The organism is Streptomyces sp. NPDC002209, assembly GCF_042890265.1.
Lineage (GTDB): Bacteria > Actinomycetota > Actinomycetes > Streptomycetales > Streptomycetaceae > Streptomyces.
Window position 1 is genome coordinate 1 of sequence record NZ_JBIARX010000034.1, and the last position, 24471, is coordinate 24471.

The 24471-nt window shown below is 71.7% G+C and carries 22 protein-coding genes and 1 pseudogene; 6 read left to right on the plus strand and 17 right to left on the minus strand.

Annotated features, from left to right (window positions below; translation table 11 throughout):
* Positions 1 to 908: pseudogene (locus tag ACFYXK_RS33410) on the plus strand (hypothetical protein); the annotation flags it as partial.
* A gap of 111 nt (positions 909 to 1019) precedes the next feature.
* Here the strand turns inward: ACFYXK_RS33410 and lysS are convergent.
* Entirely contained in the window at positions 1020 to 2750 is a 1731-nt protein-coding gene (gene lysS, locus ACFYXK_RS33415; protein ID WP_389414573.1) for a lysine--tRNA ligase, read from the minus strand.
* 181 nt (positions 2751 to 2931) lie between these two features.
* Here lysS and argS point away from each other — a divergent pair, with 181 nt between their 5' ends.
* Entirely contained in the window at positions 2932 to 4701 is a 1770-nt protein-coding gene (gene argS, locus ACFYXK_RS33420; protein WP_389414574.1) for an arginine--tRNA ligase, read from the plus strand.
* Between the two features lie 103 nt (positions 4702 to 4804).
* Here argS and ACFYXK_RS33425 read toward each other — a convergent pair whose 3' ends face one another.
* Complete coding sequence (locus ACFYXK_RS33425) at positions 4805 to 5077, minus strand: DUF1876 domain-containing protein (RefSeq protein ID WP_266626754.1); 273 nt, start codon at positions 5075 to 5077, stop codon at positions 4805 to 4807.
* Positions 5078 to 5188: 111 nt separating this feature from the next.
* On the minus strand, positions 5189 to 5536 hold the full coding sequence (locus ACFYXK_RS33430) for a DoxX family protein (protein WP_389414575.1): 348 nt from the start codon (positions 5534 to 5536) through the stop codon (positions 5189 to 5191).
* A 273-nt stretch (positions 5537 to 5809) separates the two neighbouring features.
* On the opposite strand from ACFYXK_RS33430, the gene ACFYXK_RS33435 reads away from it, so the two are divergent.
* The gene (locus ACFYXK_RS33435; protein WP_389414576.1) at positions 5810 to 6535 is read left to right on the plus strand and encodes a hypothetical protein; all 726 of its coding nucleotides are present in this window, start codon (positions 5810 to 5812) and stop codon (positions 6533 to 6535) included.
* 163 nt (positions 6536 to 6698) lie between these two features.
* Here ACFYXK_RS33435 and hemB read toward each other — a convergent pair whose 3' ends face one another.
* From hemB to ACFYXK_RS33465, 6 genes are all read right to left on the minus strand, one after another.
* Positions 6699 to 7700, minus strand: coding sequence for a porphobilinogen synthase (gene hemB / locus ACFYXK_RS33440; protein ID WP_053790958.1), 1002 nt, complete (start codon positions 7698 to 7700; stop codon positions 6699 to 6701).
* 146 nt (positions 7701 to 7846) lie between these two features.
* A complete protein-coding gene (locus tag ACFYXK_RS33445; protein ID WP_383514520.1) occupies positions 7847 to 9514 on the minus strand; it encodes a uroporphyrinogen-III synthase in 1668 nt (555 codons plus the stop codon).
* Positions 9511 to 10479 carry a hydroxymethylbilane synthase gene (gene hemC, locus ACFYXK_RS33450; protein WP_383514521.1) on the minus strand — a complete coding sequence of 323 codons (969 nt, stop codon included), beginning with the start codon at positions 10477 to 10479 and terminating at the stop codon, positions 9511 to 9513. The genes ACFYXK_RS33445 and hemC overlap by 4 nt, the downstream gene beginning before the upstream one ends.
* Positions 10476 to 12191, minus strand: a complete 1716-nt coding sequence (locus tag ACFYXK_RS33455) for a glutamyl-tRNA reductase (RefSeq protein WP_389414577.1) — start codon at positions 12189 to 12191, stop codon at positions 10476 to 10478. Before ACFYXK_RS33455 ends, hemC begins: the two co-directional genes overlap by 4 nt.
* Positions 12188 to 13030 (minus strand): redox-sensing transcriptional repressor Rex, encoded by an 843-nt coding sequence (locus ACFYXK_RS33460; protein WP_389414578.1) that lies wholly within the window; start codon positions 13028 to 13030, stop codon positions 12188 to 12190. The genes ACFYXK_RS33455 and ACFYXK_RS33460 overlap by 4 nt, the downstream gene beginning before the upstream one ends.
* 273 nt (positions 13031 to 13303) lie before the next feature.
* A complete protein-coding gene (locus tag ACFYXK_RS33465) occupies positions 13304 to 13591 on the minus strand; it encodes a glutaredoxin family protein (protein ID WP_078988135.1) in 288 nt (95 codons plus the stop codon).
* Between the two features lie 99 nt (positions 13592 to 13690).
* Between ACFYXK_RS33465 and ACFYXK_RS33470 the strand changes: the two genes are divergently transcribed.
* The 3 genes from ACFYXK_RS33470 to ACFYXK_RS33480 all read left to right on the plus strand — a co-directional run bounded on the left by ACFYXK_RS33470 (position 13691) and on the right by ACFYXK_RS33480 (position 17393).
* Positions 13691 to 14665: an HAD family hydrolase gene (locus tag ACFYXK_RS33470; protein ID WP_389414579.1), complete on the plus strand. Its 975-nt coding sequence runs from the start codon at positions 13691 to 13693 to the stop codon at positions 14663 to 14665.
* Between the two features lie 411 nt (positions 14666 to 15076).
* Positions 15077 to 15883, plus strand: a complete 807-nt coding sequence (locus ACFYXK_RS33475; RefSeq protein ID WP_383514533.1) for an ECF subfamily RNA polymerase sigma factor, BldN family — start codon at positions 15077 to 15079, stop codon at positions 15881 to 15883.
* Between the two features lie 307 nt (positions 15884 to 16190).
* Positions 16191 to 17393 carry a DUF5667 domain-containing protein gene (locus ACFYXK_RS33480; RefSeq protein WP_389414580.1) on the plus strand — a complete coding sequence of 401 codons (1203 nt, stop codon included), beginning with the start codon at positions 16191 to 16193 and terminating at the stop codon, positions 17391 to 17393.
* 232 nt (positions 17394 to 17625) lie between these two features.
* Here ACFYXK_RS33480 and ACFYXK_RS33485 read toward each other — a convergent pair whose 3' ends face one another.
* The 8 genes from ACFYXK_RS33485 to ACFYXK_RS33520 all read right to left on the minus strand — a co-directional run bounded on the left by ACFYXK_RS33485 (position 17626) and on the right by ACFYXK_RS33520 (position 24355).
* On the minus strand, positions 17626 to 18618 hold the full coding sequence (locus tag ACFYXK_RS33485; protein ID WP_389414581.1) for a lysophospholipid acyltransferase family protein: 993 nt from the start codon (positions 18616 to 18618) through the stop codon (positions 17626 to 17628).
* Positions 18618 to 19688, minus strand: coding sequence for an NAD-dependent epimerase/dehydratase family protein (locus tag ACFYXK_RS33490; protein WP_389414582.1), 1071 nt, complete (start codon positions 19686 to 19688; stop codon positions 18618 to 18620). The genes ACFYXK_RS33485 and ACFYXK_RS33490 overlap by 1 nt, the downstream gene beginning before the upstream one ends.
* A gap of 94 nt (positions 19689 to 19782) precedes the next feature.
* Positions 19783 to 19881, minus strand: a complete 99-nt coding sequence (locus ACFYXK_RS33495) for a 30S ribosomal protein bS22 (RefSeq protein ID WP_003948845.1) — start codon at positions 19879 to 19881, stop codon at positions 19783 to 19785.
* A 152-nt stretch (positions 19882 to 20033) separates the two neighbouring features.
* Positions 20034 to 20243, minus strand: a complete 210-nt coding sequence (locus tag ACFYXK_RS33500; protein ID WP_008738568.1) for a helix-turn-helix domain-containing protein — start codon at positions 20241 to 20243, stop codon at positions 20034 to 20036.
* 114 nt (positions 20244 to 20357) lie between these two features.
* The gene (locus ACFYXK_RS33505) at positions 20358 to 21188 is read right to left on the minus strand and encodes a phosphatase (protein ID WP_389414585.1); all 831 of its coding nucleotides are present in this window, start codon (positions 21186 to 21188) and stop codon (positions 20358 to 20360) included.
* 126 nt (positions 21189 to 21314) lie between these two features.
* Positions 21315 to 22463: an acetoin utilization protein AcuC gene (locus ACFYXK_RS33510; protein ID WP_389414586.1), complete on the minus strand. Its 1149-nt coding sequence runs from the start codon at positions 22461 to 22463 to the stop codon at positions 21315 to 21317.
* The gene (locus ACFYXK_RS33515; RefSeq protein WP_389414583.1) at positions 22435 to 23658 is read right to left on the minus strand and encodes an MFS transporter; all 1224 of its coding nucleotides are present in this window, start codon (positions 23656 to 23658) and stop codon (positions 22435 to 22437) included. The genes ACFYXK_RS33510 and ACFYXK_RS33515 overlap by 29 nt, the downstream gene beginning before the upstream one ends.
* 43 nt (positions 23659 to 23701) lie before the next feature.
* On the minus strand, positions 23702 to 24355 hold the full coding sequence (locus ACFYXK_RS33520; protein ID WP_389414584.1) for an HAD family hydrolase: 654 nt from the start codon (positions 24353 to 24355) through the stop codon (positions 23702 to 23704).
* Between the last annotated feature and the right edge of the window lie 116 nt (positions 24356 to 24471).

Sequence of the window (24471 nt, forward strand, 5' to 3'; positions counted from 1 at the left end):
CGCTCCGGCTGGCCCGGATCGGCGTCCCCCTCTCCCAGACGGCCCCGGAGGGCCTGGCGGCGGCGGGCATCGACCCGGTGCTGCTGCCCCCGGCGGCCGCGGCCATCGTGACGGGCGCTGCGGTGCCGGTGTCGTCGGCTCCGGCCCTGGAGGCGGGCGTGGCGGGCCCGGCGGGCTCCGGCGCGGCGGGCGTTCCGGGCCAGGCGGCCACCGCGGGCCCGGCGGGCCTCACCGGCGCGGCCGCGGGCATCCCCGGGCAGCCGGGCGGGCCCGAGGGCCAGCCGGGCCTGGTCGGTGCGGCCGCGGCCGCGGGCGTCCCCGGCCAGCCGGGGGCCGGCGCAGCGGCCGGTCCCGCGGGCCAGGCCGGGCCGCAGGCGCCGGCCTCCGCGTCCGCCCCCGGGGCGGACCCCCGGTTCCGGGAAGGGGCGCCTCGGGGAGCGGCCCCGCAGGGCCACGCCCCGCTCCCCTTCGCGGTCGACCCGACGGCGATGCCCGCCGCCCACGACAGCGCCTGGTTCGCCGCCCCGCTGGCCCCGCAGGCCGCGTACGAGGGCGGGTACAACCCCCAGTACGTCGAGGGCCTGGAGCCGACCCCGGTCATGCCTCCGGCCGGCCCGGACGAGGACGCCGCGCAGCAGGAGCAGCTCCCCGTACCGCCCGCCGCCGCCGCCGGTGACGATGATGCCGACTCCGGCTTCGACCAGGTCAAGTTCAACGAGGCGGCCTACGAGGTGTTCCGCTCGTACCTCGACGAGCACTCCGACTTCCCGACCCCGGAGCAGGTGGACATACACCTCTCGGACCGTCACGGGATCGACCACCCGCGCAGCTCCTCGATGATCCGCAAGCTGATGCCGGGCCTGAAGCTGCGCTACCAGCGCGAGCTGGAGAACGAGCACATCGCCTGAGCCGGAAGCCGGCAGCCGGAAAGCCGGACGCAAGGCGCGGGACGCACGGCGCAGGACCCACATGCGAAAGGGCCCGCACCCCCGAGGGGTGCGGGCCCTTTCGCATCGGCGTCAGGCGGCGAGCAGCTTGCGCACCCGGTCGGCGCCCACGGCGAGGAGCAGCGTGGGCAGGCGCGGCCCGGTCTCCCGGGTCACGAGCAGGCGGTACAGCAGCGCGAAGAACGAGCGCTGTGCGACCTTGAGCTCGGGGGTGGGCTTGGCGTCGGGCTCCAGGCCCGCCATCACCTTCGGGACGCCGTAGACGAGCGTGGTGAGCCCGTCGAGCGACCAGTGCGTGTCCAGCCCGTCCACGAGCAGCCGCAGCGACTCGCGGCCCTCGTCGTCCAGCGAGGACAGCAGCTCGGTGTCGGGCTCCTCGCGCACGAGGGTCCGCTGGTCGGCCGGGACCTGGGTGGTGATCCAGTTCTCGGCGCGGTCCAGGCGCGGCCGTACCTCGTCGAGGGAGGTCAGCGGCTGCGACGGGTCCAGGTCGGCCAGGATGCGCAGGGTCTGCTCGTCGTGCCCGGCGGTGATGTCCACGACCGACGCGAGGGTCCGGTACGGGAGCGGGCGCGGGGTGCGCGGCAGCTCGTGCGAGGCGACGCGTACGGCGCGGGTGTGCGCGGCGGCGTCGGCCGGCAGCACGGAGCCGTCGGCGACCTTGGCCTCGAGCTTGTCCCACTCGTCGTAGAGCCGCTGGATCTCCTGGTCGAAGGCGATCTTGAAGGACTGGTTCGGCTTGCGGCGGGCGTACAGCCAGCGCAGCAGCTGCGGCTCCATGATCTTCAGCGCGTCGGCCGGGGTCGGGACGCCGCCCTTCGACGACGACATCTTGGCCATGCCGCTGATCCCGACGAACGCGTACATCGGTCCGATCGGCTGCTCGCCGCCGAAGATGTGCACGATCTGGCCGCCGACCTGGAAGGACGAGCCGGGCGAGGAGTGGTCGACGCCCGAGGGCTCGAAGACCACGCCTTCGAAGGCCCAGCGCATGGGCCAGTCGACCTTCCAGACCAGCTTGCCGCGGTTGAACTCGCTGAGCTCGACGGTCTCGGTGAACTCGTCTTCGGTGCAGACGTAGGTCAGCTCGGTCGTCTCGTCGTTGTACGAGGTGACCTTGGTGAAGTCCTTGCCGCACTGGCCGCAGTACGGCTTGTACGGGAAGTACCCGCCCTCGGCGCTGCTGCCGTCGTCCTCGGCGGCCGCGCCGGAGCCCTCGGCGGCCTCCAGCTCGGCCTCGTCGACCTGCTTCTGCTGGGGCTTCTTGCCGCCCGGCTTCTGCTTCGTGCGGTACTGGTCGAGGACGGCGTCGATGTCACCGCGGTGCTTCATCGCGAACAGGACCTGCTCGCGGTACGCGCCGGAGGTGTACTGCTCGGTCTGGCTGATCGGGTCGTACTCGACGCCCAGCTCGGCCAGTGCCTCGACCATGGCGGCCTTGAAGTGCTCGGCCCAGGTCGCGTACGCCGATCCGGCCGGGGCCGGGACGGAGGTCAGCGGCATGCCGATGTACTGGCCGTAGGTCTCCGGGTCGACGCCGGGGATGCCGGCCGGCACCTTGCGGTAGCGGTCGTAGTCGTCCCAGGACAGGACGTGCCGGACCTCGAAGCCGCGGCGGCGGATCTCGTCGGCGACCAGGTGCGGGGTCATGACCTCGCGGAGGTTGCCCAGGTGGATCGGGCCGGAGGGGGAGAGTCCGGACGCGACGACGACAGGTTTGCCGGGTGCTCGGCGCTCCGCCTCGGCGATGACCTCGTCCGCGAAACGGGAGACCCAGTCGGTCTCGGTGCTGCTCTGAGCCACGACACGTCCTTCTATCTCGAATGCTGGCTTCAGCCATTCTCCCAGACGGAACAGGCCGCTCCGGGGTTGCCTGCGGGGCGCCCTTTATCCCGGGCACCGGACGGTTCCCACGTGGGATACTCGGCACTTGTCGGAACAACCAAGTGCACCTTCAGGCACGACCTCACAGGAACGGCAGCTCATGGCCTCGGTCCCTTCCCTCGCTTCTTCCGTCAATCAGCGCGTCGCGGACGCCCTCGCCTCGGCCCTGCCGCAGGCCGGTGCGACCGACCCGCTGCTGCGACGAAGCGACCGGGCCGACTTCCAGGCCAACGGCATCCTGGCGCTCGCGAAGAAGGCGAAGGCCAACCCGCGCGAGCTGGCGACGACCGTGGTCGAGGGCATCCCGACCGGTGACCTGATCCAGGAGATCGAGGTCTCCGGGCCCGGCTTCCTCAACATCACGGTCTCCGACCGGGCGATCGTCGAGACCCTGGCGGCGCGGGCCGCGGACGACCGCCTCGGCGTCGCCCTCGCGCAGAACCCGGGCACGACGGTGGTCGACTACGCGCAGCCGAACGTCGCCAAGGAGATGCACGTCGGCCACCTGCGGTCCGCCGTCATCGGCGCGGCGATGGTGGAGATCCTGGAGTTCACGGGCGAGAAGGTGGTCCGGCGCCACCACATCGGCGACTGGGGCACCCAGTTCGGCATGCTCATCCAGTACCTGATCGAGCACCCGCACGAGCTCGACCACAAGGCCTCGGACGAGTCGGCGGAGGTCTCCGGCGAGGAGGCCATGTCCAACCTGAACCGGCTCTACAAGGCCTCGCGGGCGCTGTTCGACTCCGACGAGGAGTTCAAGACGCGGGCCCGCGCCCGGGTGGTGGACCTCCAGGCGGGCGAGCCGGAGACGCTGGCCCTGTGGCAGCGGTTCGTGGACGAGTCGAAGATCTACTTCTACTCCGTCTTCAACAAGCTGGACATGGACATCCAGGACCCGGACGTGGTCGGCGAGTCCGGCTACAACGACATGCTGGTCGAGACGTGCAAGCTGCTGGAGGAGTCGGGCGTCGCCGTCCGCTCCAACGGCGCGCTGTGCGTGTTCTTCGACGAGTACAAGGGCCAGGACGGCAACCCGACCCCGCTGATCGTGCAGAAGTCGGACGGCGGCTTCGGCTACGCGGCGACCGACCTGTCGGCGATCCGGGACCGGGTCGGCAACCTGAAGGCGTCGTCGCTGATCTACGTCGTGGACGCCCGCCAGTCCCTGCACTTCAAGATGGTCTTCGAGACGGCCCGTCGCGCCGGCTGGCTGAACGACGAGGTCAAGGCCCACCAGCTGGCCTTCGGCACGGTCCTCGGCAAGGACGGCAAGCCGTTCAAGACCCGTGAGGGCGAGACGGTGCGGCTGGTGGACCTGCTGGACGAGGCCATCGACCGTGCGGCGGCCGTCGTGCGGGAGAAGGCCCAGGACCTGTCCGAGGCCGAGATCGGCGAGCGGGCGGTGCAGGTGGGCATCGGCGCGGTGAAGTACGCCGACCTGTCGACGTCCGCGGCGCGGGACTACAAGTTCGACCTGGACCAGATGGTCTCGCTGACCGGTGACACGTCGGTGTACCTCCAGTACGCCTACGCCCGTATCCAGTCGATCCTGCGCAAGGCCGGGGACGCGAAGCCGTCCGCCCGCCCGGAGCTGGCCCTCGAGCCGTCCGAGCGTGCCCTGGGCCTGCACTTGGACCACTTCGGCGAGCTCGTCGCCGAGGCGGCGGCGGAGTACGCGCCGCACAAGCTGGCGGCGTACCTCTACCAGCTGGCCTCGCTGTACACGACCTTCTACTCGGAGTGCCCGGTCCTCAAGGCCGAGACCCCCACGCAGGTCGAGAACCGCCTGTTCCTGTGCGAGCTGACCGCCCGCACCCTCTCCAAGGGCATGTCCCTCCTGGGCATCCGCACCCCCGAGAAGCTCTGACGGCTGCGCGACGGCCCCGCCTCCCTTCCCGGGAGGCGGGGCCGTCGTCGTTTCATCTCGGCCCTTCTCTCACCCTCACTCCCACCGCGTGGTCGCAACCCGCTTACTGGTTCAGCGGATAGGAGTGCCGGCCCGTCGCTTCGTCGATCTCCGAGTGGGCCTTCTGCAACATCTGGGAAGCGAGATCCATCAGCGCGCGAGCGCCGGCGATCTCTTCCCCGACCCGCAGCTGCTCCGGGTCGGAGGGGTGGCGCATGGCATAGCCGTGCGCCCTCATCTCGGAGCCGTCGCCGAGTCTGACCATGGCCGCCGCACTGGTGCGGTGGCCTTCCTCGGTGAATTCGAGCTCCACGTGCCACCCGACGAGTGTGGGCATGGTGCATCACCTCCAGGGGGGGTCACCCTGTCTCCAGGGTGCGTCCGGGGCGACGGGAACGCGAGCGGGGACAGGGACGGGGCGGGCTCGTCGCCATCCGGTGTCCGGGGCTCATGCGGGGAAGCCCAGGGCCAGGGCGCCGACCACGGGGGCCATGTACAGGAGGGGGAAGGGGACATGTCCGTACGAGCGGGCCCGGACGACGGCGATCACCGCCCCGGTGAAGTACAGGATCAGGCCGATGGCGGCCATCAGGCCTATGACCGGGACGAACAGCCCGACGAGAAGACCCGCGGCGCCTGCGGCCTTCGCCGCGCCCAGCCGGTTCCACCAGGACCGGGGGACCCCGTACTCGGCCAGCGGCTCGACGACGAACTTGGCGCGGAGGAAGATCGAGCCGCCCGAGAAGCCCGACATGACAGCGGCGACGACGGTGACGACGGTGGCGGTGGTGGACATCAGATGCTCCTCATCGGGCGGGTTCGTTGCGCTCACTGCACTGACTCGCCGCACCCCGCGAATGTGACAGCCCACCGAAAGAATCTTCACGTGCGGCGATCTGACGCGTCCACGGGCCGGGGGCCACCGGCATCCGGCCGCCGTCCCGGACCGCCTCGTGTTCGCCTGGAGCGGCGATCCGGCCCTGAGACACGCCGATCAGGTCCGTTGCGTGCCCGCCTGCCGACGTGGAGGCTGTGGCCGGGGGAAACACACGTACGGGGGAGGCACGCGGTGACGGAGACCGCAACGGGGTGGGGGCGCTGGACGGGCGCGTATCTGATCGTGGTGTCGCTGATACCGGCGCTGGTCTGCGGCTTCGTTTTCGGCGCGTGGCAGCCCTCCGACATCGAGCGCTACGACGCCTACACGGCCGCCGCGCCGTGCACCGCCGACGGTGACGACTGCCTGCGCACCCTCCCCTTCACCGTCGGCAAGACCGTGGTCAAGGACACCGGCCGCAGCGCCAGGTACGAGGCGACCCTCTCCGGCCCCGGCGCGCCCTCCTGGGACGGGATCGTGCGCTTCGGTGATCCGGGCCCGCTGCTCGACCGGCTCGTACCCGGCGACCGGGTGACCGCCGTCGTCTGGCGCGGCACGGTCACGGCGGTCGCCAAGGACGGCGTCCGGCAGGCCTCCGCCGACGAGCCGCGCGACGAAGCCCAGATGACCGCCGGCCTCGGCACGTTCGCGGGTCTCGTGGCGGCCCTGGGGCTCGCCTTCGCCGCGGCCTCCCTGGCCGGACACGGCGGGCAGGAGCCCTGGACCTGGCGCTCGCTCGGAAGGCCGCTGCTCATCGGCACGGCGGTCACCTGCGTCGGGGTGGCCTTCCCCGCGCTCCTGATCGGCCTGCCGTGGTGGGTCGTGCCCGCCGTCGCCGTGCCGTTCGTGGCGTACGCGGCCCGGCAGCTCCACCGGTACCGGGTCCGCGGATTGACGGACTCCAGTCCCGCTCCGTGAGCCGCCGACCGGGCCCGCCTACGCTCCCCGCATGGGCGGAGCGCGGCGGCTGAAGCAGGGGTGGTGGCGGGTGTGGTGGCAGGTCTGGCGGGCCGGGCCCGCCGCCGGGTCCGCGCGGCACGTGTGGCCGCTGCGCTGACCGGCGGGGGCCCACCGGCCGGGGTCAGCGCGCCTCGCGCAGCCAGCCCGCGACCTCCGTGGCCCAGTACGTCAGGATCGTGTCCGCGCCGGCCCGCTTGATGCCGAGCAGGGTCTCCAGGACGGCCCGGTCGCGCTCGATCCAGCCCTTCTCCGCCGCCGCCTCGATCATCGCGAACTCGCCGCTGATCTGGTACGCGGCCACCGGGACGTCCACGGCCTGCGCGACCCGGTACAGGATGTCCAGGTACGGGCCGGCCGGCTTGACCATGACCATGTCGGCGCCCTCCTCCAGGTCGAGCGCCAGCTCCCGCAGGGACTCTCGGGCGTTCGCCGGGTCCTGCTGGTACGTCTTGCGGTCGCCCTGGAGCGAGGAGGCGACGGCCTCGCGGAACGGGCCGTAGAAGGCCGAGGAGTACTTCGCCGTGTACGCGAGGATCGAGACGTCCTCGTGCCCGGTCTCGTCGAGCGCGTCGCGGATGACGCCGACCTGGCCGTCCATCATGCCGCTCGGGCCGACCACGTGGACGCCCGCGTCGGCCTGGACCTGGGCCATCTCCGCGTACCGCTCGAGCGTCGCGTCGTTGTCGACGCGCCCGTGCTCGTCCAGTACGCCGCAGTGGCCGTGGTCGGTGTACTCGTCCAGGCACAGGTCCGACATGATCACCAGGTCGTCGCCCACCTCCGCCTTCACGTCGCGGATCGCGAGCTGCAGGATCCCGTCCGGCTCCGTGCCCGCCGTGCCCAGCGCGTCCTTGTTCTCGTCCGCCGGGACACCGAAGAGCATGATCCCCGCGACACCCGCCTCCACCGCCTCCACGGCCGCCTTCCGCAGCGTGTCCCGCGTGTGCTGGACCACGCCCGGCATCGCCGAGATGGCGAGGGGCTCGCTGATGCCCTCCCGCACGAACGCCGGGAGGATCAGGTCCGAGGGGTGCAGCCGGTTCTCCGCGACCATCCGCCGCATCGCCGGGGTGGTGCGCAGCCGGCGGGGCCGCGAACCGGGAAAGGATCCGTACGCGCTCATTCTCAGTCGCCTCTTCGAGCATCGACAGCAGTCGCCCCCAAGCCTAGGGCCTGCCCGGTGGCCGGCTCCGACCCACCGTCAGGCGGGGGCGTGCGAAGGGCCCGGGTGCGGCTGCACCCGGGCCCTGCTCAGCCTCCACCCACCGGTCAGGTGGTACGGCGCCGCCGTGCGCCGGGCCGGCGCTCGCTCGGGCGGGACACCGACTCGCCGGCCTCCTTGGCCGCCTCGCGGCGCGCCGCGCCGTACTCGGCCAGGGCCTCCGCCAGCTTGCCCACGCTCGGCTCCGGCGACAGGACGTCGACGCGCAGGCCGTGCTCCTCCGCCGTCTTGGCGGTGGCCGGCCCGATGCAGGCGATGACGGTCACGTTGTGCGGCTTGCCGGCGATGCCGACGAGGTTGCGCACCGTCGAGGACGACGTGAAGAGAACGGCGTCGAAGCCGCCGCCCTTGATCGCCTCGCGCGTGTCCGCCGGCGGCGGCGATGCGCGCACGGTCCGGTAGGCCGTGACGTCGTCGACCTCCCAGCCCAGCTCTATCAGCCCGGCCACCAGGGTCTCGGTGGCGATGTCGGCGCGCGGCAGGAAGACGCGGTCGATCGGGTCGAAGACCGGGTCGTACGGCGGCCAGTCCTCGAGCAGCCCGGCCGCGGACTGCTCGCCGCTCGGCACCAGGTCCGGCTTGACGCCGAACTCGACGAGCGCGGCGGCGGTCTGCTCGCCCACGGCGGCGACCTTGATGCCCGCGAAGGCACGGGCGTCGAGCCCGTACTCCTCGAACTTCTCGCGGACGGCCTTCACCGCGTTCACGCTGGTGAAGGCGATCCACTCGTAGCGGCCCGTCACCAGGCCCTTGACCGCGCGCTCCATCTGCTGCGGGGTGCGCGGCGGCTCCACGGCGATGGTCGGCACCTCGTGCGGCACCGCGCCGTAGGAACGCAGCTGGTCGGAGAGCGAAGCGGCCTGCTCCTTGGTGCGCGGTACGAGGACCCGCCAGCCGAACAGCGGCTTCGACTCGAACCAGGCCAGCTCCTCGCGCCGCGCGGCGGCGCCGTGCTCACCGACCACGGCTATGACCGGCCGGGCGCCCTCGGGCGACGGGAGCACCTTGCCCTGCTTGAACACCTGGGCGATGGTCCCGAGGGTGGCGTTCCAGGTCCGCTGGCGGGTCGTCGTACCGGCGACGGTCACCGTCAGCGGGGTGTCGGGCTTGCGCCCGGCGGACACCAGCTCGGCGGCGGCGCTCGAGACGGTCTCCAGCGTCGCGGAGACGACGAGGGTGCCGTCGCTGGCGCCGACCTCGCTCCAGCAGCGCGCGGAGGCGTTGCGCGCGTCCACGAACCGCACGTCGGCGCCCTGGCCGCCGCGCAGGGGCACACCGGCGTACGCGGGCACGCCGACGGCGGTAGCGACACCGGGCACCACCTCGAAGGGGATGCCGCCGGTGGCGCAGGCGAGCATCTCCTCGGCCGCGTTGCCGTCGAGCCCGGGGTCGCCGGTGACGGCACGCACGACCCGCCTGCCGGAGCGCGCGGCCTCCATGACAAGATTGGATGCGTCCCGGATCACCGGGACACCGGCGGCTGCTGACACTTCGTCAGCAATCGTCAGCTGTGGCGTGTCCACTCCCGCGCGCGCATGCGTGCGTACGACCTCGAGCACCTCGGGCTCCGCGATCAGTACGTCCGCGGCCGCGAGCGCCTCGACGGCGCGGAGCGTCAGCAGACCCGGGTCACCGGGGCCGGCACCGAGGAAGGTGACGTGCCCGTGCGCGGCGACGACCGGAAAAGCGGAGGTGGTCGGACGTGAGGGGTTCAAAGCGATCGCTCCCCCATCAGACCGGCCGCGCCCTTGGCCAGCATCTCGTCCGCGAGTTCGCGGCCGAGCGCCATGGCCTCGTCGTACGACTGGGGCACGGGACCGGTGGTGGACAGCTGCACGAGCGTCGAGCCGTCGAGGGTACCGACGACGCCGCGCAGGCGCATTTCATTGACAACCTGGCCGTCGGCCAGAAGATCGGCGAGCGCGCCCACGGGTGCGCTGCAGCCGGCCTCCAGGGCGGCGAGCAGGGAACGCTCGGCGGTCACGGCGGCCCGGGTGTGCGGGTCGTCGAGCTCGGCGAGCGAAGCGATGAGCTCCGCGTCGGACGCGAGGCACTCCACGGCCAGGGCACCCTGGCCGGGAGCGGGCAGCACGTTGTCGACCGACAGGAAGTCGGTCGCCTCGGCGCTGCGGCCGATCCGGTTCAGCCCGGCGGCGGCGAGGACGACGGCATCCAGCTCGCCGTCGCGCACGAAGCCGATCCGGGTGTCGACGTTCCCCCGGATGGCGACGGTCTCGATGCGCTTGCCGAGGGTGCGCGCGTAGTGGTTGAGCTGCGCCATGCGGCGCGGCGACCCGGTGCCGATGCGGGCGCCGTCGGGCAGCTGCTCGAAGGTCAGGCCGTCGCGGGCGACGAGCGCGTCGCGCGGGTCCTCGCGCAGCGGCATGGCCGCGATCACGAGCTCCTCGGGCTGCGCGGTCGGCAGGTCCTTCAGCGAGTGCACCGCGAAGTCGACCTCGCCGCGCACCAGCGCGTCGCGCAGCGCGGTGACGAACACGCCGGTGCCGCCGATCTGCGCGAGGTTCTCACGGGACACGTCACCGTAGGTCGTGATCTCCACGAGCTCGACGGGCCGGCCGGTGATCGCCCTTACCGCGTCGGCGACATGGCCGGACTGGGACATGGCCAGCTTGCTGCGCCGCGTGCCGAGCCGGAGAGGCTGGTCGAGACGTGGATTCATGATGCCCGTCCTGAGTCGTCGTTCTTGTCTGCCGCGTCGGCCCGGCTGACGGAGGCCACCGTCTGCGGGTCGAGGTCGAAGAGTTCGCGCAGCGCCTCGGCGTACCCGGCGCCCCCGGGCTCGCTGGCGAGCTGCTTGACGCGCACGGTCGGCGCGTGGAGGAGCTTGTCGACGACACGGCGTACGGTCTGGGTGACCTCGGCCCGCTGCCGCTCGTCCAAGTCCGGGAGCCGTCCGTCGAGGCGCGCCACTTCCATGGCCACGACCTCGGCGGCCATCGCCCGCAGGGCGACGACGGTCGGCGTGATGTGCGCGGCCCGCTGCGCCGCGCCGAAGGCCGCCACCTCTTCGGCGACGATCCCGCGTACGGCGTCCACGTCGGCCGCCATCGGCGCGTCGGCCGAAGCCTCGGCGAGCGATTCGATGTCGACGAGCCGCACGCCCGGGATCCGGTGCACGGCGGCATCGATGTCGCGCGGCATGGCCAGGTCCAGCAGGGCCAGCCGTACGGGCGCCACGTCGACCTGGCTGCGGGCGCCCTTGCGGGGCTGCCGCTGCGCGGCAGCCTCGCCCTGGTCGGCCCATGTGCCGTGCAGTTCGAGGGAGTTGGCGTCGACTCCGGTGAGCGCGGCCCGCCCGTCGCCGGCCGGCACGTCGACGGGGCACCCGTCGCGGTCGGTCCCGGGCACGATGGTCCGCGCCACCCCGCCATCGGCGAGCCGCACCCCGGCCTCGGCGGCGGCCACGAGCCGCGCCAGGACATCGGCATCGGCCAGCCCGGCCGAAGCCGGTCCCGCCGGCGGGTGAGGCGCGAGGGTGCGGGCGCCGAGCTCCCGGGCATCGGAAAGGGGCGGAGCGGGGACGAGCCCCGCAGGGCCCGCCACGGCAGCCGCGACGTGCTCCCCGGTCAGCACCAGCCCGGTGGCCCCGGTGCAGGACACGACGACGTCGACTCGTGTCAGCTCATCGGCGACCGACGCCATCGGAACGGACCTGGCCGCCACCCCAGTGCCTGAGGCAACCAGAATCTCGACCAAACGGTCCGCCCGCTCTGCGGTGCGGTTCGCGACGACGATCTCGGCGACGCCCACGCGCGCCAGCGTGGCGGCGGCCAGCGAGGACATCGACCCGGCGCCGATCACCAGCGCCCGCTTGTCCTTGGCCCACACGTCCACGGGCTCGCGCCCGGCGGTCAGCTGCTCGAGCCCGAAGGTCACCAGCGACTGCCCGGCGCGGTCGATCCCGGTCTCGGAGTGCGCCCGCTTGCCGACGCGCAGCGCCTGCTGGAACAGGTCGTTGATCAGTCGGCCGGCGCTGTGGAGCTCCTGCCCCAGTGCCAGCGCGTCCTTGATCTGGCCGAGGATCTGGCCCTCGCCGATCACCATCGAGTCCAGCCCGCACGCCACCGAGAACAGGTGGTGGACGGCCCGGTCCTCGTAGTGGACGTACAGGTACGGAGTGAGCTCCTCCAGAGCCACCCCGCTGTGCTGGGCGAGCAAGGTCGACAGCTCGGCCACACCGGCGTGGAACTTGTCCACGTCCGCGTACAGCTCGATCCGGTTGCACGTGGCGAGGACCGTCGCCTCCGTCGCCGGCTCCGCGGCGAGGGTGTCGTGCACCAGCTTGACCTTGGCGTCGGCCGAAAGGGAGGCACGCTCGAGCACGCTCACCGGCGCACTGCGGTGGCTCAGCCCCACGACGAGCAGACTCATGCCGGCATCACCGCCGGAACGTCGCCCTCGGGGCCGTTCTTGCGTGCGACGGCGGCGGGCCGTCCGGCGGGCGGCTCGACGGCCGCGGCGGGGGCCGCGCCGGAACCGGCGGCGCTCTCGGCGATGTCACCGGACGCGGAGGGGGACGAGGAGGGCGTGGCGTTGGCCGCCGCTTCCTCCCCGGCCTTGCGCTGCTCGTGGAACGCCAGGATCTGCAGCTCGATCGACAGGTCGACCTTGCGCACGTCCACGCCGTCGGGCACGGACAGCACGGTCGGCGCGAAGTTCAGGATGGAGGTGACGCCGGCGGCGATCAGCCGCTCGCTGACCTGCTGGGCCGCGCCCGCGGGGGTCGCGATCACGCCGATCGAGACGCCGTTCTCCGAGATGATCTTCTCCAGATCATCGGTGTGCTGCACGGGCATGCCCGCGACCGGCTTGCCTGCCATCGCCGGGTCGGCGTCGATGAGCGCCGCGACGCGGAATCCGCGCGCGGAGAAGCCGCCGTAGTTGGCCAGGGCGGCGCCGAGGTTACCGATGCCGACGATGACGACCGGCCAGTCCTGGGTCAGGCCCAGCTCGCGGGAGATCTGGTAGACGAGGTACTCGACGTCGTAGCCGACGCCGCGCGTCCCGTAGGAACCGAGGTAGGAGAAGTCCTTGCGCAGCTTGGCGGAGTTGACTCCGGCGGCTGCCGCGAGCTCCTCGGAGGACACCGTGGGCACCGATCGCTCGGAGAGCGCGGTGAGTGCGCGCAAGTACAGCGGAAGCCGGGCGACAGTGGCCTCGGGAATACCTCGGCTGCGGGTCGCCGGTCGGTGAGTTCGGCCAGTTGCCACGATGCTCCTGCGGGATGAGCGGGGCTGCAGGCGGTCACTTGTCCCAAGACCGCCCCGTCGAATGCAGGCTATGTCTTTGTGAACGCGTGCACAAAGATTGTGTCCGCTTTGTCCGAGCAAAGTGACCGGGGTCACGCGGCCCGGGCCCGAAGGGCGGGAACCCACAACACGCCGAACCCGTTCAAATCCCGTGGGGGGCAAAACGGTACACACTCCTCATCGATACGCCCCCGAGACCCCACAAATCGCCCATGATGGTAACCGGCCAGAGGGTCAGCCCTCCAATGCGCGGCGCAACCGGTCCGGGTTCACCCTCCAGAAGGTGTGCTGTTCGCCGTCCACCAGCACCACCGGGATCTGCTCCCAGTGCAGCCGGTAGAGCTCCGCATCCTGCGAGATGTCCTTCTTCTCCCACTGTGCTCCGACTTCCGCGCAGACCTTCTCGATCACCTCTTGGGCGTCATCGCACAGATGGCACCCCGGCTTCCCGATGAGCGTGACCAACCGCTCGCCGGGACGCTTCTTTTCCTTACGACGCAGCAAAGGGCTCATGCCCCCCATTCTCCCGCGCCACCACGTAACACCACGGCACCGAAGAGTTCACGCCCCCGGCATCCCATCGGTTCGGGAACTCCCGAACACAATGGCTATGCTCGCGTCATGGCCGCTCTGGGATGGCTCACCCCCCGTAGGCGCTCCGCCACCGCGCGGAGCGTGCTGGCAGGCGAGGCCTCGGCCGAAGCCGCCCGCAAGACCGCGCAGGCCCTCGAGGCGGAGGCCGGACCACCGGCCGAGCCCGAGGAGACCGCGGCGCGGGCAGCCGAGGAAGCGGAACCGGCCGAGCCCGAGTTCCCCGTCGCCGGCGACGACCTCGCCGCCGCCTTCTTCGACCTCGACAACACCGTCATGCAGGGCGCCGCGATCTTCCACTTCGGCCGCGGCCTCTACAAGCGGCAGTTCTTCCACCGCCGCGAACTCGCCCGCTTCGCCTGGCAGCAGGCCTGGTTCCGGCTCGCCGGGGTCGAGGACCCCGAGCACATGCAGGACGCCCGCGACAGCGCCCTGTCCATCGTCAAGGGCCACAAGGTCAGCGAACTCATGTCGATCGGCGAGGAGATCTACGACGAGTACATGGCCGAGCGGATCTGGCCGGGCACCCGCGCCCTGGCCCAGGCCCACCTCGACGCCGGCCAGAAGGTCTGGCTCGTCACGGCCGCGCCCGTGGAGACCGCCACGATCATCGCCCGCCGGCTCGGCCTGACCGGGGCGCTCGGCACGGTCGCCGAATCCGTCGACGGCATGTACACCGGCCGGCTCGTCGGCGAGCCGCTCCACGGGCCCGCGAAGGCAGAGGCCGTCCGCGCGCTGGCCGCAGCCGAGGGCCTCGACCTCGAACGCTGCGCGGCGTACTCCGATTCGCACAACGACATTCCGATGCTGTCGCTGGTCGGACATCCGTACGCGATCAATCCCGACACAAAACTGCGCAAGCATGCCCGGGCACACGACTGGCGGCTGCGCGACTATCGGACCGGCCGCAAGGCCGTGAAGGTCGGCGTCCCGGCCGCCGCCGGCGTCGGCGCGATCGCGGGCGGCGCAGCCGCCGCCATCGCCCTGCACCGCCGCCGCAAGTAGCCGCTTCCGCCCCACCGCCCGGCCGCGGCCCGGCTTCCGCCTGCACCGGAGCCGCCCTGCGGCCCGCCGGGGGGGCCGCGCCCCGCGGGCTCCCGGCCCGCTGCGCCACGGGCATTCCCGCCTTCTACCCCCGCGCCCCGCGCGGCACTCCTGCATGCCCGACTCGGTCGCGAGCCAGCGTGGAAGCGTCCATTCCGCGTATCCAACCGATCAAGAATCGATCACCAACTGCGACTGAATATGCCTTCGACACGCAACAGAAGTGTCGGAATCGGTGATTTGAGCAACTGGGTGTAGTGCTGCCTGTACGAAGCGTTATTCTCCTCAAACGCATGCCACCGCCCATCTGTCGCCACGACGGGTGAACGGTCCCGCACTGCACGTGATGGAAGCTCTGCCTCTGGGAGTCCCGTGTACCCACCTGTCGGGGTTGACGCCTCGGGCCTGGCTACGCTGCGCGCAACGGTCCTCGACCACCTGCGCGGCTTCGTCCCCACCGCGTACGCCGTCCCCGCCTTCGCTGCGGTCCCTGCCGGCCTCGGCCCGGCCGGTCCTTGCTATGCCCTGACCGACGGCGGAGCGACGGTGGGCAGACGCGGTCGCACGGGGGGAGGCTCCGCCGCCGGCGGCACGAGCGCGCCCGCCGCACGCCGCCCCACCGCGGACAGCGACCAGGCCCGCATGATGGACCTGGTCGAGCGCGCCCAGGCCGGCGAGGCCGATGCCTTCGGCCGGCTGTACGACCAGTACAGCGACACGGTCTACCGCTACATCTACTACCGCGTCGGCGGCAAGGCGACCGCGGAGGACCTCACCAGTGAGACCTTCCTGCGCGCGCTGCGGCGCATCTCCACCTTCACCTGGCAGGGCCGCGACTTCGGCGCCTGGCTCGTCACGATCGCCCGCAACCTGGTCGCGGACCACTTCAAGTCCAGCCGCTTCCGTCTGGAAGTGACCACGGGCGAGATGCTGGACGCGAACGAGGTGGAACGATCCCCCGAGGACTCGGTCCTCGAATCCCTCTCCAACGCCGCCCTGCTGGAAGCCGTGCGCAAGCTCAATCCCCAGCAGCAGGAATGCGTGACCCTGCGGTTCCTCCAAGGCCTGTCGGTCGCCGAGACCGCCCGGGTGATGGGGAAGAACGAGGGCGCCATCAAGACGCTCCAGTACCGGGCGGTACGCACCCTGGCCCGCCTGCTCCCGGACGACGCCCGCTGACCTCCGACCGGCCCCGCACCGCCGCCACCGGGCGCCCCACCCTGCGACGCCCCCCACGCCCCGCAGGCCCCCCGCGCCTACCGACCCTCCTGACAATCCACACAACCGGTGACCCCTCGATGACGCTGTGGTCCGATCATCCTTCGTCCGTAACCCAAGTGCCGCGCCGCTCGTTGTGCGGAATGCAGGCTCCCTGTGGACACGCCCTGCCCGAAGCCGCTCACTCGAAAGTGTGGATGTGCTCAAGGCAGGCAACCTTCCGGACACCTTGGGGAGTCGATCGTCATGACGAGAGGAGGTGCCGCCAGTGATCGCGAACGTGACTCCGCACCGGCGGGCGAACGCCTTCGCCCAGGCCCTGGAGGATCGGACCCCATCCGACCTTTCGGAACCGGACCCGGCGGCCGAGCAGTCCGAGGCACCTGCCGAACCTGCCGACCACGACCGGTTGTTGGCCCTGGCGAGCGCGCTCGGCGAAAGAATGCCGCGCCCGGTGCTGGACCCCGAGGTCAAAGTGGTGCAACGAGCCCAGCTCGTGGCCGCCATGGAGGCCCTGGTGATGGAAGAGAGGGCCGGGGGCGGTGCTGCCTCGGACCCTCAACTGCCCGAGCAGCGGACCGGCCGCGGCGCCCACCGGGCGACCTCGCTCCGGAAATTGCGGCCCCGCTCCCGCTGGTCCAAGGGCATCGCAGCGGGCGGCCTCACCGTGGGTGTGGCCGCGGGGGCCTTCAGCGGAGTGGCCGCTGCCAGCACGGACGCCCTGCCCGGTGACTCCCTCTACCCGATCAAACGGGGCATGGAGGATCTGAAGCTCGGCATGGCCGACGAGGACGCGGACCGCGGCGAGCTCTATCTCGACCAGGCATCCAACCGCCTGTCGGAAGCCCGCAGGCTGATGGAGCGCGGCCGGACGGGCGTACTGGACCACGAGTCGCTCGGCGAGATCCGCCGGGCCCTGGCGGGCATGAAGCACGACGCGGCGGAGGGCCACCGGCTCCTCCAGGCGGCCTACCAACGGGACGGCTCGCTCGGCCCGATCCAGGCCCTGTCGTCGTTCTCCCGCTCGCACCGCGACGCGTGGGGCCGGCTCCGGGACAAGCTCCCGGCGCAGCTCACCGACGTGGGCGGGGAGGTCGAGTCGGTCTTCCAGGCCATAGACGATGACGTGGCGCCGCTCCAGAGCCTGCTCCCGAAGGCCCCGGAGCAGACCCGCGGCGGCTCCGGCGCCCCGGCCAAGCCGAGCGCTCCGGCCGGGCAGCACCAGTCCGCACCGGCGGCGGGCGCGCCCTCGGCCAGCCCGACCCCGCCCGCGACCACCGGCGGCAAGCCTTCACCGGCCCCCGGCGGCGGCCTCCTGGGCGGCACGGGCGACCTCCTGCACCCGCCCACGGGTCAGGACACCCCCGGGCCCTCGTCCTCCCCGGAGCACGTCCAGCCGGACATCACCCTGCCGCCCCTCCTCCCGGGCCTCCTCCCGGGCCTGGGCCTGAAGGCGGAGGACTCCGAGTAGCACGCAACGGCCGCAGGCCCTCACCCCGTTCGGGGTGAGGGCCTGCGCCATGAAACGAACCCGGAAGAACCCGGTCAGAAGAACCCGGTCAGAAGAACACGGACCGCCGCTGCACCAGCAGCTTGGCCCCTTCCTCTGCCGACCTCGCACCGCTCCGCGGGCTTCGGCCGACTGCGCCGGACTCCGTCCGCCGGCCCCGCCCAGTCGGCGTCGCGCCCGCAGCTCAACCCGCTCAGAAGAACACGGACCGCCGCTGCACCAGCAGCTTGTACAAGGTGTGCTGGATCTGCTCGCGGACCTCGTCCGTCAGGTTGAACATCAGCATCGGGTCCTCCGCCGCCTCCGGCGGATAGCCGTCCGTCGCGATCGGCTCGCCGAACTGGATCGTCCACTTCGTCGGCAGCGGCACCGCCCCCAGCGGCCCCAGCCACGGGAACGTCGGCGTGACCGGGAAGTACGGAACCCCCAGCAGCCGCGCCAGCGTCTTCGCGTTGCCGACCATCGGGTAGATCTCCTCCGCCCCCACGATCGAGCACGGCACGATCGGCGTCCCCGCCCGCAGCGCCGTCGACACGAACCCGCCCCGCCCGAACCGCTGGAGCTTGTACCGGTCTCCGAACGGTTTCCCTATCCCCTTGAAGCCCTCCGGCATCACCCCGACGAGTTCCCCCGCCTCGAGCAGCCGCTGCGCGTCCTCCGAGCACGCCAGCGTGTGCCCGGCCTTGCGCGCCAGCTCGTTCACCACCGGCAGCATGAACACCAGGTCCGCCGCCAGCAGCCGCAGGTGCCGCTGCGCCGGGTGGTGGTCGTGGACCGCCACCTGCATCATCAGCCCGTCCAACGGCAGCGTCCCGGAGTGGTTCGCCACGATCAGCGCCCCGCCCTCGGCCGGGATGTTCTCGATGCCCCTGACCTCGACCCGGAAGTACTTGTCGAACAGCGGCCGCATCAGGGACATCAGGACCTGGTCCGTCAGCTCCTTGTCGTAGCCGAACTCGTCGACCTCGTAGTCCCCGGTGACCCGCCGCCGCAGGAACGCCAGCCCGCCGGCGATCCGCCGGTCCCACGCGGCCCCGCCGGACCGCGCGGGAGCCGGCTCCGCCGCGGCCGGCTCCGCGGCCTGCACCACCGGCTCCTGCGCGGGCACCGCCCGTACTCTCCGGGTCCCGGCGCCCCGCCGGCGCGGCCGGTCCTCGTCGAACGGAATGACCTTGGCGTCCGCCACTATCGCTGCGCTCCCTCTTCGGATCCGGCAACCCCGACGTTCACGTTCAACATTCCGGCAACCCGGTCCACGGCCTGCCCCGCGCGCTCCGGCGGCAGCAGCCCCTTCCCCCGGCTGCGCGCGAAATCGGCGAAGGTCTCGGCAGTCGTGTACATGGGCTTGAATCCCAGCACCTCCCGCATCTGGGACGTCTCCACGACCCGCCCGTGCGTGAGGAGTCTGATCTGCTCCGGCGAGAAATCGGTGACCCCCACCGCCCGCAGCGCCGACCCCACCCACGTCACCGCGGGCAGCAGCAGCGGCACCGTCGGCCGCCCCAGCCGCCGGGCGCACTGCGACAGCAGCAGTACCCCGTCCCCCGCGATGTTGAAGGTCCCGCTGTTCAGCGTCCCGCGCTGGGGCTCCGCCGCCGCCAGCCGCAGCACGTCCAGCACGTCGTCCTCGTGGACGAACTGCAGCCGCGGGTCGTACCCCAGCACCGTCGGCATCACGGACATCGAGAAGTACTCGGCGAGCGAGGAGTCCGCGTAGGGCCCCAGGATGTTCGCGAACCGCAGCACGCACACCGCCACATCGGGCCGCCTGCGCGCGAAGCCCCGTACGTACGACTCGACCTCGACGGCGTCCTTGGCGAAGCCCGCCGCCGGCAGCGACTTGGGCTGCGTGGTCTCCGAGAAAACAGCCGGATCCCGCGAGGCACCCCCGTACACGCTCGTACTGGACTTCACCACCAGCCGCCGTACCGTCGGCGACTTCTGGCAGGCCCCCAGCAGCTGCATCGTCCCGATGACGTTGGTCTCCTTGACGGCGCTCCCCGCGCCGCCCGGCCCCGCGCTGCTCCCGGTCACGGCGAGATGGACCACCGTGTCCACGGCGTGCTCGGCGAGCACCCGGGCGATGGACGACTGCCGGATGTCCGTACGGACGAACTCCGCCGAGCCCAGCCGGTGCGGCGGCGCGACCGCGTCGACCGCGATGACCCGCTCGACCTCAGGATCACGCTGGACCCGCCGCACGAAGCGGCCCCCCAGCTGCCGGGCTGCCCCGGTAACGAGCACGACCTTCCCCACGAGCTCAGCGCCTTCCTCGTCGTCCCCCGGCTACACCGCAGCCCCTCCACCAAAGGATGGTGGAGGGGCTGCGGAGAACACGTACAGCTGCCGTTTACTTCTTGTTACGGCGCTGGACGCGGGTGCGCTTGAGCAGCTTGCGGTGCTTCTTCTTAGCCATCCGCTTACGCCGCTTCTTGATAACAGAGCCCACGACTACCCTCGCTCACTTCTCGGAACATCCCCGCGTCAGCGGGGAACGGTGCGGGGCGTCTGGGCCCACACGACCTACGTCGGCCTAGCCTACCCGCCCGAGCTCTTAGCCTGTAATCCGAGGGGTTCGGAGAGTTCGCCGGAGCTTCAGTCTCAGGCCGACTCCACCCCCACATAGGACTCTCGGAGGTACTCGTGAACCGCGTTCTCGGGGACCCGGAAGGACCGGCCCACCCGGATTGCGGGCAGATGACCGTTGTGCACCAGGCGGTACACGGTCATCTTCGACACTCGCATCACCGAGGCGACCTCCGCCACGGTCAGGAACTGAACCTCACTGAGAGGCCTCTCGCCAGCAGCCATGACACACCTTGACCTTCCGCGCATGACGGGCACCGGCTTCCCCTCCGGTTACTCCTCGTCGTCGCACGCTCACTCCCCAGAGTAGGGGCGTGTGATACGAGTGGGGAAGAGGAGCTACGGCCACTCCTGCGCACCCGGCAGACTCGCCCGATCGAGTAGATAACGAATGAGCGGTCTGTAGTAGTCCGCGCGCACCGCGTCATCAAGCGGAACAGCCACCGCCACCCGCCCCTCCGCCTCGCCGACGAACAGCGCCGGGTCGTCCGTATCCGCCAGCCCGATCGCCTCCACACCGAGCTGACCTGCGCCGCAGACCCACCCGTGATCCCCCACCACCAATTCCGGCAACGGCCCGCCGGCCTCCGCGAGCGCCCCGAGCGCGACGCGAACCGGCAGGGGTGAATGGGTGTGCACGCCGGTTGCACTCCCCGGCGGCCGCGCGCCGGGTTCCCGCACCAACGCGACTCCCCGTACGTAATCGATGCTGTGCCTGCGTACGCCGAACCGGGTCGCCATGTCGACACCCGCCCCCTGCGCCGGAGTGAGCACAACACATCCCGCCGCCGACAGGGCCCGCGCCAAACTGGCGTAGAACCCCAGGAGACGGTGCGGATGCCCCGTCCCGAACAACACCGGCGACCGCGCCCCGGCCGCCTCGCCCAGCCGCTCCGCGAACGTCTCCAACGCCGCCAGCGTCAGCTCCGGATCGATCACGTCCGGCCCGCTGACGTGCGCAGGATCCGCCGAGACCCCGCACTTCTCCGCCATCAGCCCCAGCAGGTCGCCCTCGCCCCAGCCCCACTCCGGATCCAGCCCCAGCAGCACCCGCGGATCCCTCGCCGCGAACAGCCGGTAACTGCGCAGGCTCTCCTCACGCGAAGTGGCGACGGGCCCGGCCAACCGGGCGGCCAGCAGATGCGCACGCAGCGCGCCGGTGCTCAACACCCTCCGATGCTGCCGCACCGAACCTGGCCGATCATCAATTCCGGCGAACAGCCCCACACTTGGCGTAACACCTGGCGCAACACCTGGCGTAACGATGCATCACCGCTCCCGGGCCCCGCAGCCCGCCTACGTGAGCAGGCCACGCAGCGGGAACACGGCCCGCCGGGTCGCCAGAACGGCCTGATCGATCCGGTCGGCCGGATCGTAGCCCGCCTCCCAGTCCCGCCAGGCGACCGACCGCCCGTCCGTCATCCGGGCCGGCGCCGGCTGCCGCGTCCGCGCGTACACCTCGTCCCGCCACGCGTCCGGCACCGCCGACTCCGGATCGACCGGACGGTGCGCCGCGATCCCCACCAGATGCGTCCACGACCGCGGTACGACGTCCACGACCGCGTACCCGCCGCCGCCCAGCGCCAGCCACCGGCCCCCCGCATGCTCGTGCGCGAGCCGGTGACACGCCTCCTGCACCGCCCGCTGCGCATCCAGGGACACCGCGAGATGGGCGAGGGGGTCCTCGAAATGCGTGTCCGCCCCGTGCTGGGTCACCAGCACCTGTGGCCGGAAGTCCGCCAGCAGCTCGGGCACCGTCGCGTGGAAGGCCCGAAGCCACCCCTCGTCCCCCGTCCCGGCGGGCAGCGCCACATTCACCGCCGAGCCCTCCGCGGCCGGCCCGCCCGTCTCCTCCGGCCAGCCGGTCTGCGGGAACAGTGTCCGCGGATGCTCGTGCAGCGAGACCGTCAGCACCCGCGGGTCGTCCCAGAACGCCGCCTGGACCCCGTCCCCGTGGTGCACGTCCACATCCACGTACGCGACCCGCTCGGCCCCCAGCTCCAGCAGCCGCGCGATCGCCAGCGCCGCGTCGTTGTACACGCAGAACCCGGCGGCACCGCCCGGCATCGCATGGTGCAGCCCGCCCGCGAAGTTCACCGCGTGCTCGGCCTCCCCGTGCCAGAGCGCCTCCGCGGCAGCCACCGACTGCCCCGCGATCAGCGCCGACGCCTCGTGCATCCCGTGGAAGGCCGGATCGTCCATCGTCCCCAGCCCGTACGACCCGTCGGCCACCCCCGGATCCGCGGACACCTCGCGCACCGCGGCCACGTAGTCCTCCCGGTGGACCAGCCGCAGCGTGGAGTCCCCCGCCGCCCGCGCCGCCCGTACCTCCATCTCCCGGTCCAGCCCGAAGGCACGCACCAGGCCCATGGTCAGCGCCAGGCGCACCGGGTCCATCGGATGGCTCGGTCCGAAGTCATACCTCGTTACCGCCTCGTCCCACATCAACAACCCGGTCACCGGCTCGCCGCTCATGCCCGACACCGTATCGGGCGCCCTCCGAACCGAACGAACGGGCGTGGAAGAGCGTCACGAGCACCAGCGCCATCGGCACGAGCATCGCGCCCCGGTAGCTCCAGGCGTCCCCGATCCCGCCGACGAGCGGCGATCCGATCAGGAAGCCGACGTAGTTGAAGATGTTCAGCCGCGCGATGGCCGTATCGGAAGCCCCGGGGAAGAGGCGCCCCGCGGCCGCGAAGGTCTGCGGCACGATCACGCACAGCCCGATCCCCAGCAGCGTGAACCCGAGCATCCCCGCCCACGCCCCCGGCGCGGCCGCCACCACCGCGAACCCGCCGGCCGCGACCAGCGTCCCGATCCGTACGACGGCCACCGCCCCGAAGCGCCGCACACCCAGGTCCCCGACGGCCCGCCCGATCAGCGTGGTCACCATGTACACGTTGTACGGGACCGTCGCCAGCTGCTCCGAGCTCCCCAGCACGTCCTGGAGGTACTTGGCGCTCCAGTTCGAGACGGTCGAGTCGCCGATGTACGCACACGCCATCACCAGGCACAGCGGCAGCAACAGCGTGAACCCGCCGGCCCCCAGCCCCTTCTCGGGGACCTCCCCCTCGCCGCTCCGGTCGAGGTAGGACCGGCTCCCGCAGAACGCGAGCGGAAGCAGCACCGCCACGGCCGGCAGGTACGAGGTGAACAGCGACAGGTGCCAGTGCGCCCCGGCCCAGGCCGCGGACGCCCCGACGATCCCGCCGAGGCTGTACGCGGCGTGGAAGCCGAGCATGATGCTGCGTCCGTACGCCCGCTGCAGGCTGACCCCGAGCATGTTCATCGAGGCGTCCAGCGCGCCGACGGACAGCCCGAACGCCCCGAGCGCGACCGCCACGTGCCACATCCGGCTGCCGGCCCCCACCCCCAGCAGGGCGAGCAGGACCAGCGGCTGCGCCCACCGCAGTACGGCGGCGGGTCCGACCCGCTTGACGAGGTGCTCGGTGGCGACGCTGGAGACCCCGGCGAGAACCGGCACGGCTGCGAGGAAGGCGGGCAGCAGCCCGTCGGATATCCCGTACCGGACCTGGATGGCGGGGATCCGCGTCACGAGGAGGGCGAAGGTCACGCCCTGCACGAAGAAGCTGAACCCCAGGGAGCCCCGCCCCCGGCGCAGCCGTACGTCTTCTGTCATGGCGGCACAGCGTAGGCCTGCGGGCTACCCGTGGGTAGAGAGATCACACAGGCAGTTCCAGAAGCCCCGTCAGCTCCTTCATCTCCCCGAAGAAACCGGTGGCTCCGGCCAGCCGCTCGGCGGGCATCATCCCGGTGAACCCGTACACGTCCATCCCGGCGGCGACGGCGGCCTGCACCCCGAGCGGGCTGTCCTCGATCACCACGCACCGCGACGGCTCGACCCCCATGGCCCGGGCCGCGTGCAGGAACAGATCGGGAGCGGGCTTCCCCTTCCCCACGTCCTGCGAGCTGAAGATCCATTCCTCTTCGAACCACCCGTCGAGCCCGGCCGCCCGGTGCCCGACCCGGATCCGCTCGTGACTCCCGGAGGAGGCGAGGCAGTACGGCACTCCGCGGGCGGTCAGCGCTCCCAGGACGTCCACCACGCCGGCGACGGGCGTCAGCTCCCGCTCGAACGCGGCGAACGTCCGCGCGTGCAGGGTCTCGTCGAACGCGGCGGGCAGCCGTTCCCCCGTCCGCTCGAGCACGAGGTCGTGCACCCGGTGCACGGCGGCACCCATGTAGTCGCGGATCGAGTCCTCGTACGAGGTGGGGTGCCCCAGCTCGGTGAGGTACCCGGCAAGAATGCTGTTGGCGACCGGCTCGCTGTCCACCAGCACGCCGTCGTTGTCGAAGATGACGAGGTCGTAGCCCATGACCCCGACCCTACGCAAAAGATGCCCGTAAACGCAGAAAAGCCCTGTACCGGATACCCGGTACAGGGCTTTTCTACAATGATTGTTCGGCGGCGTCCTACTCTCCCACAGGGTCC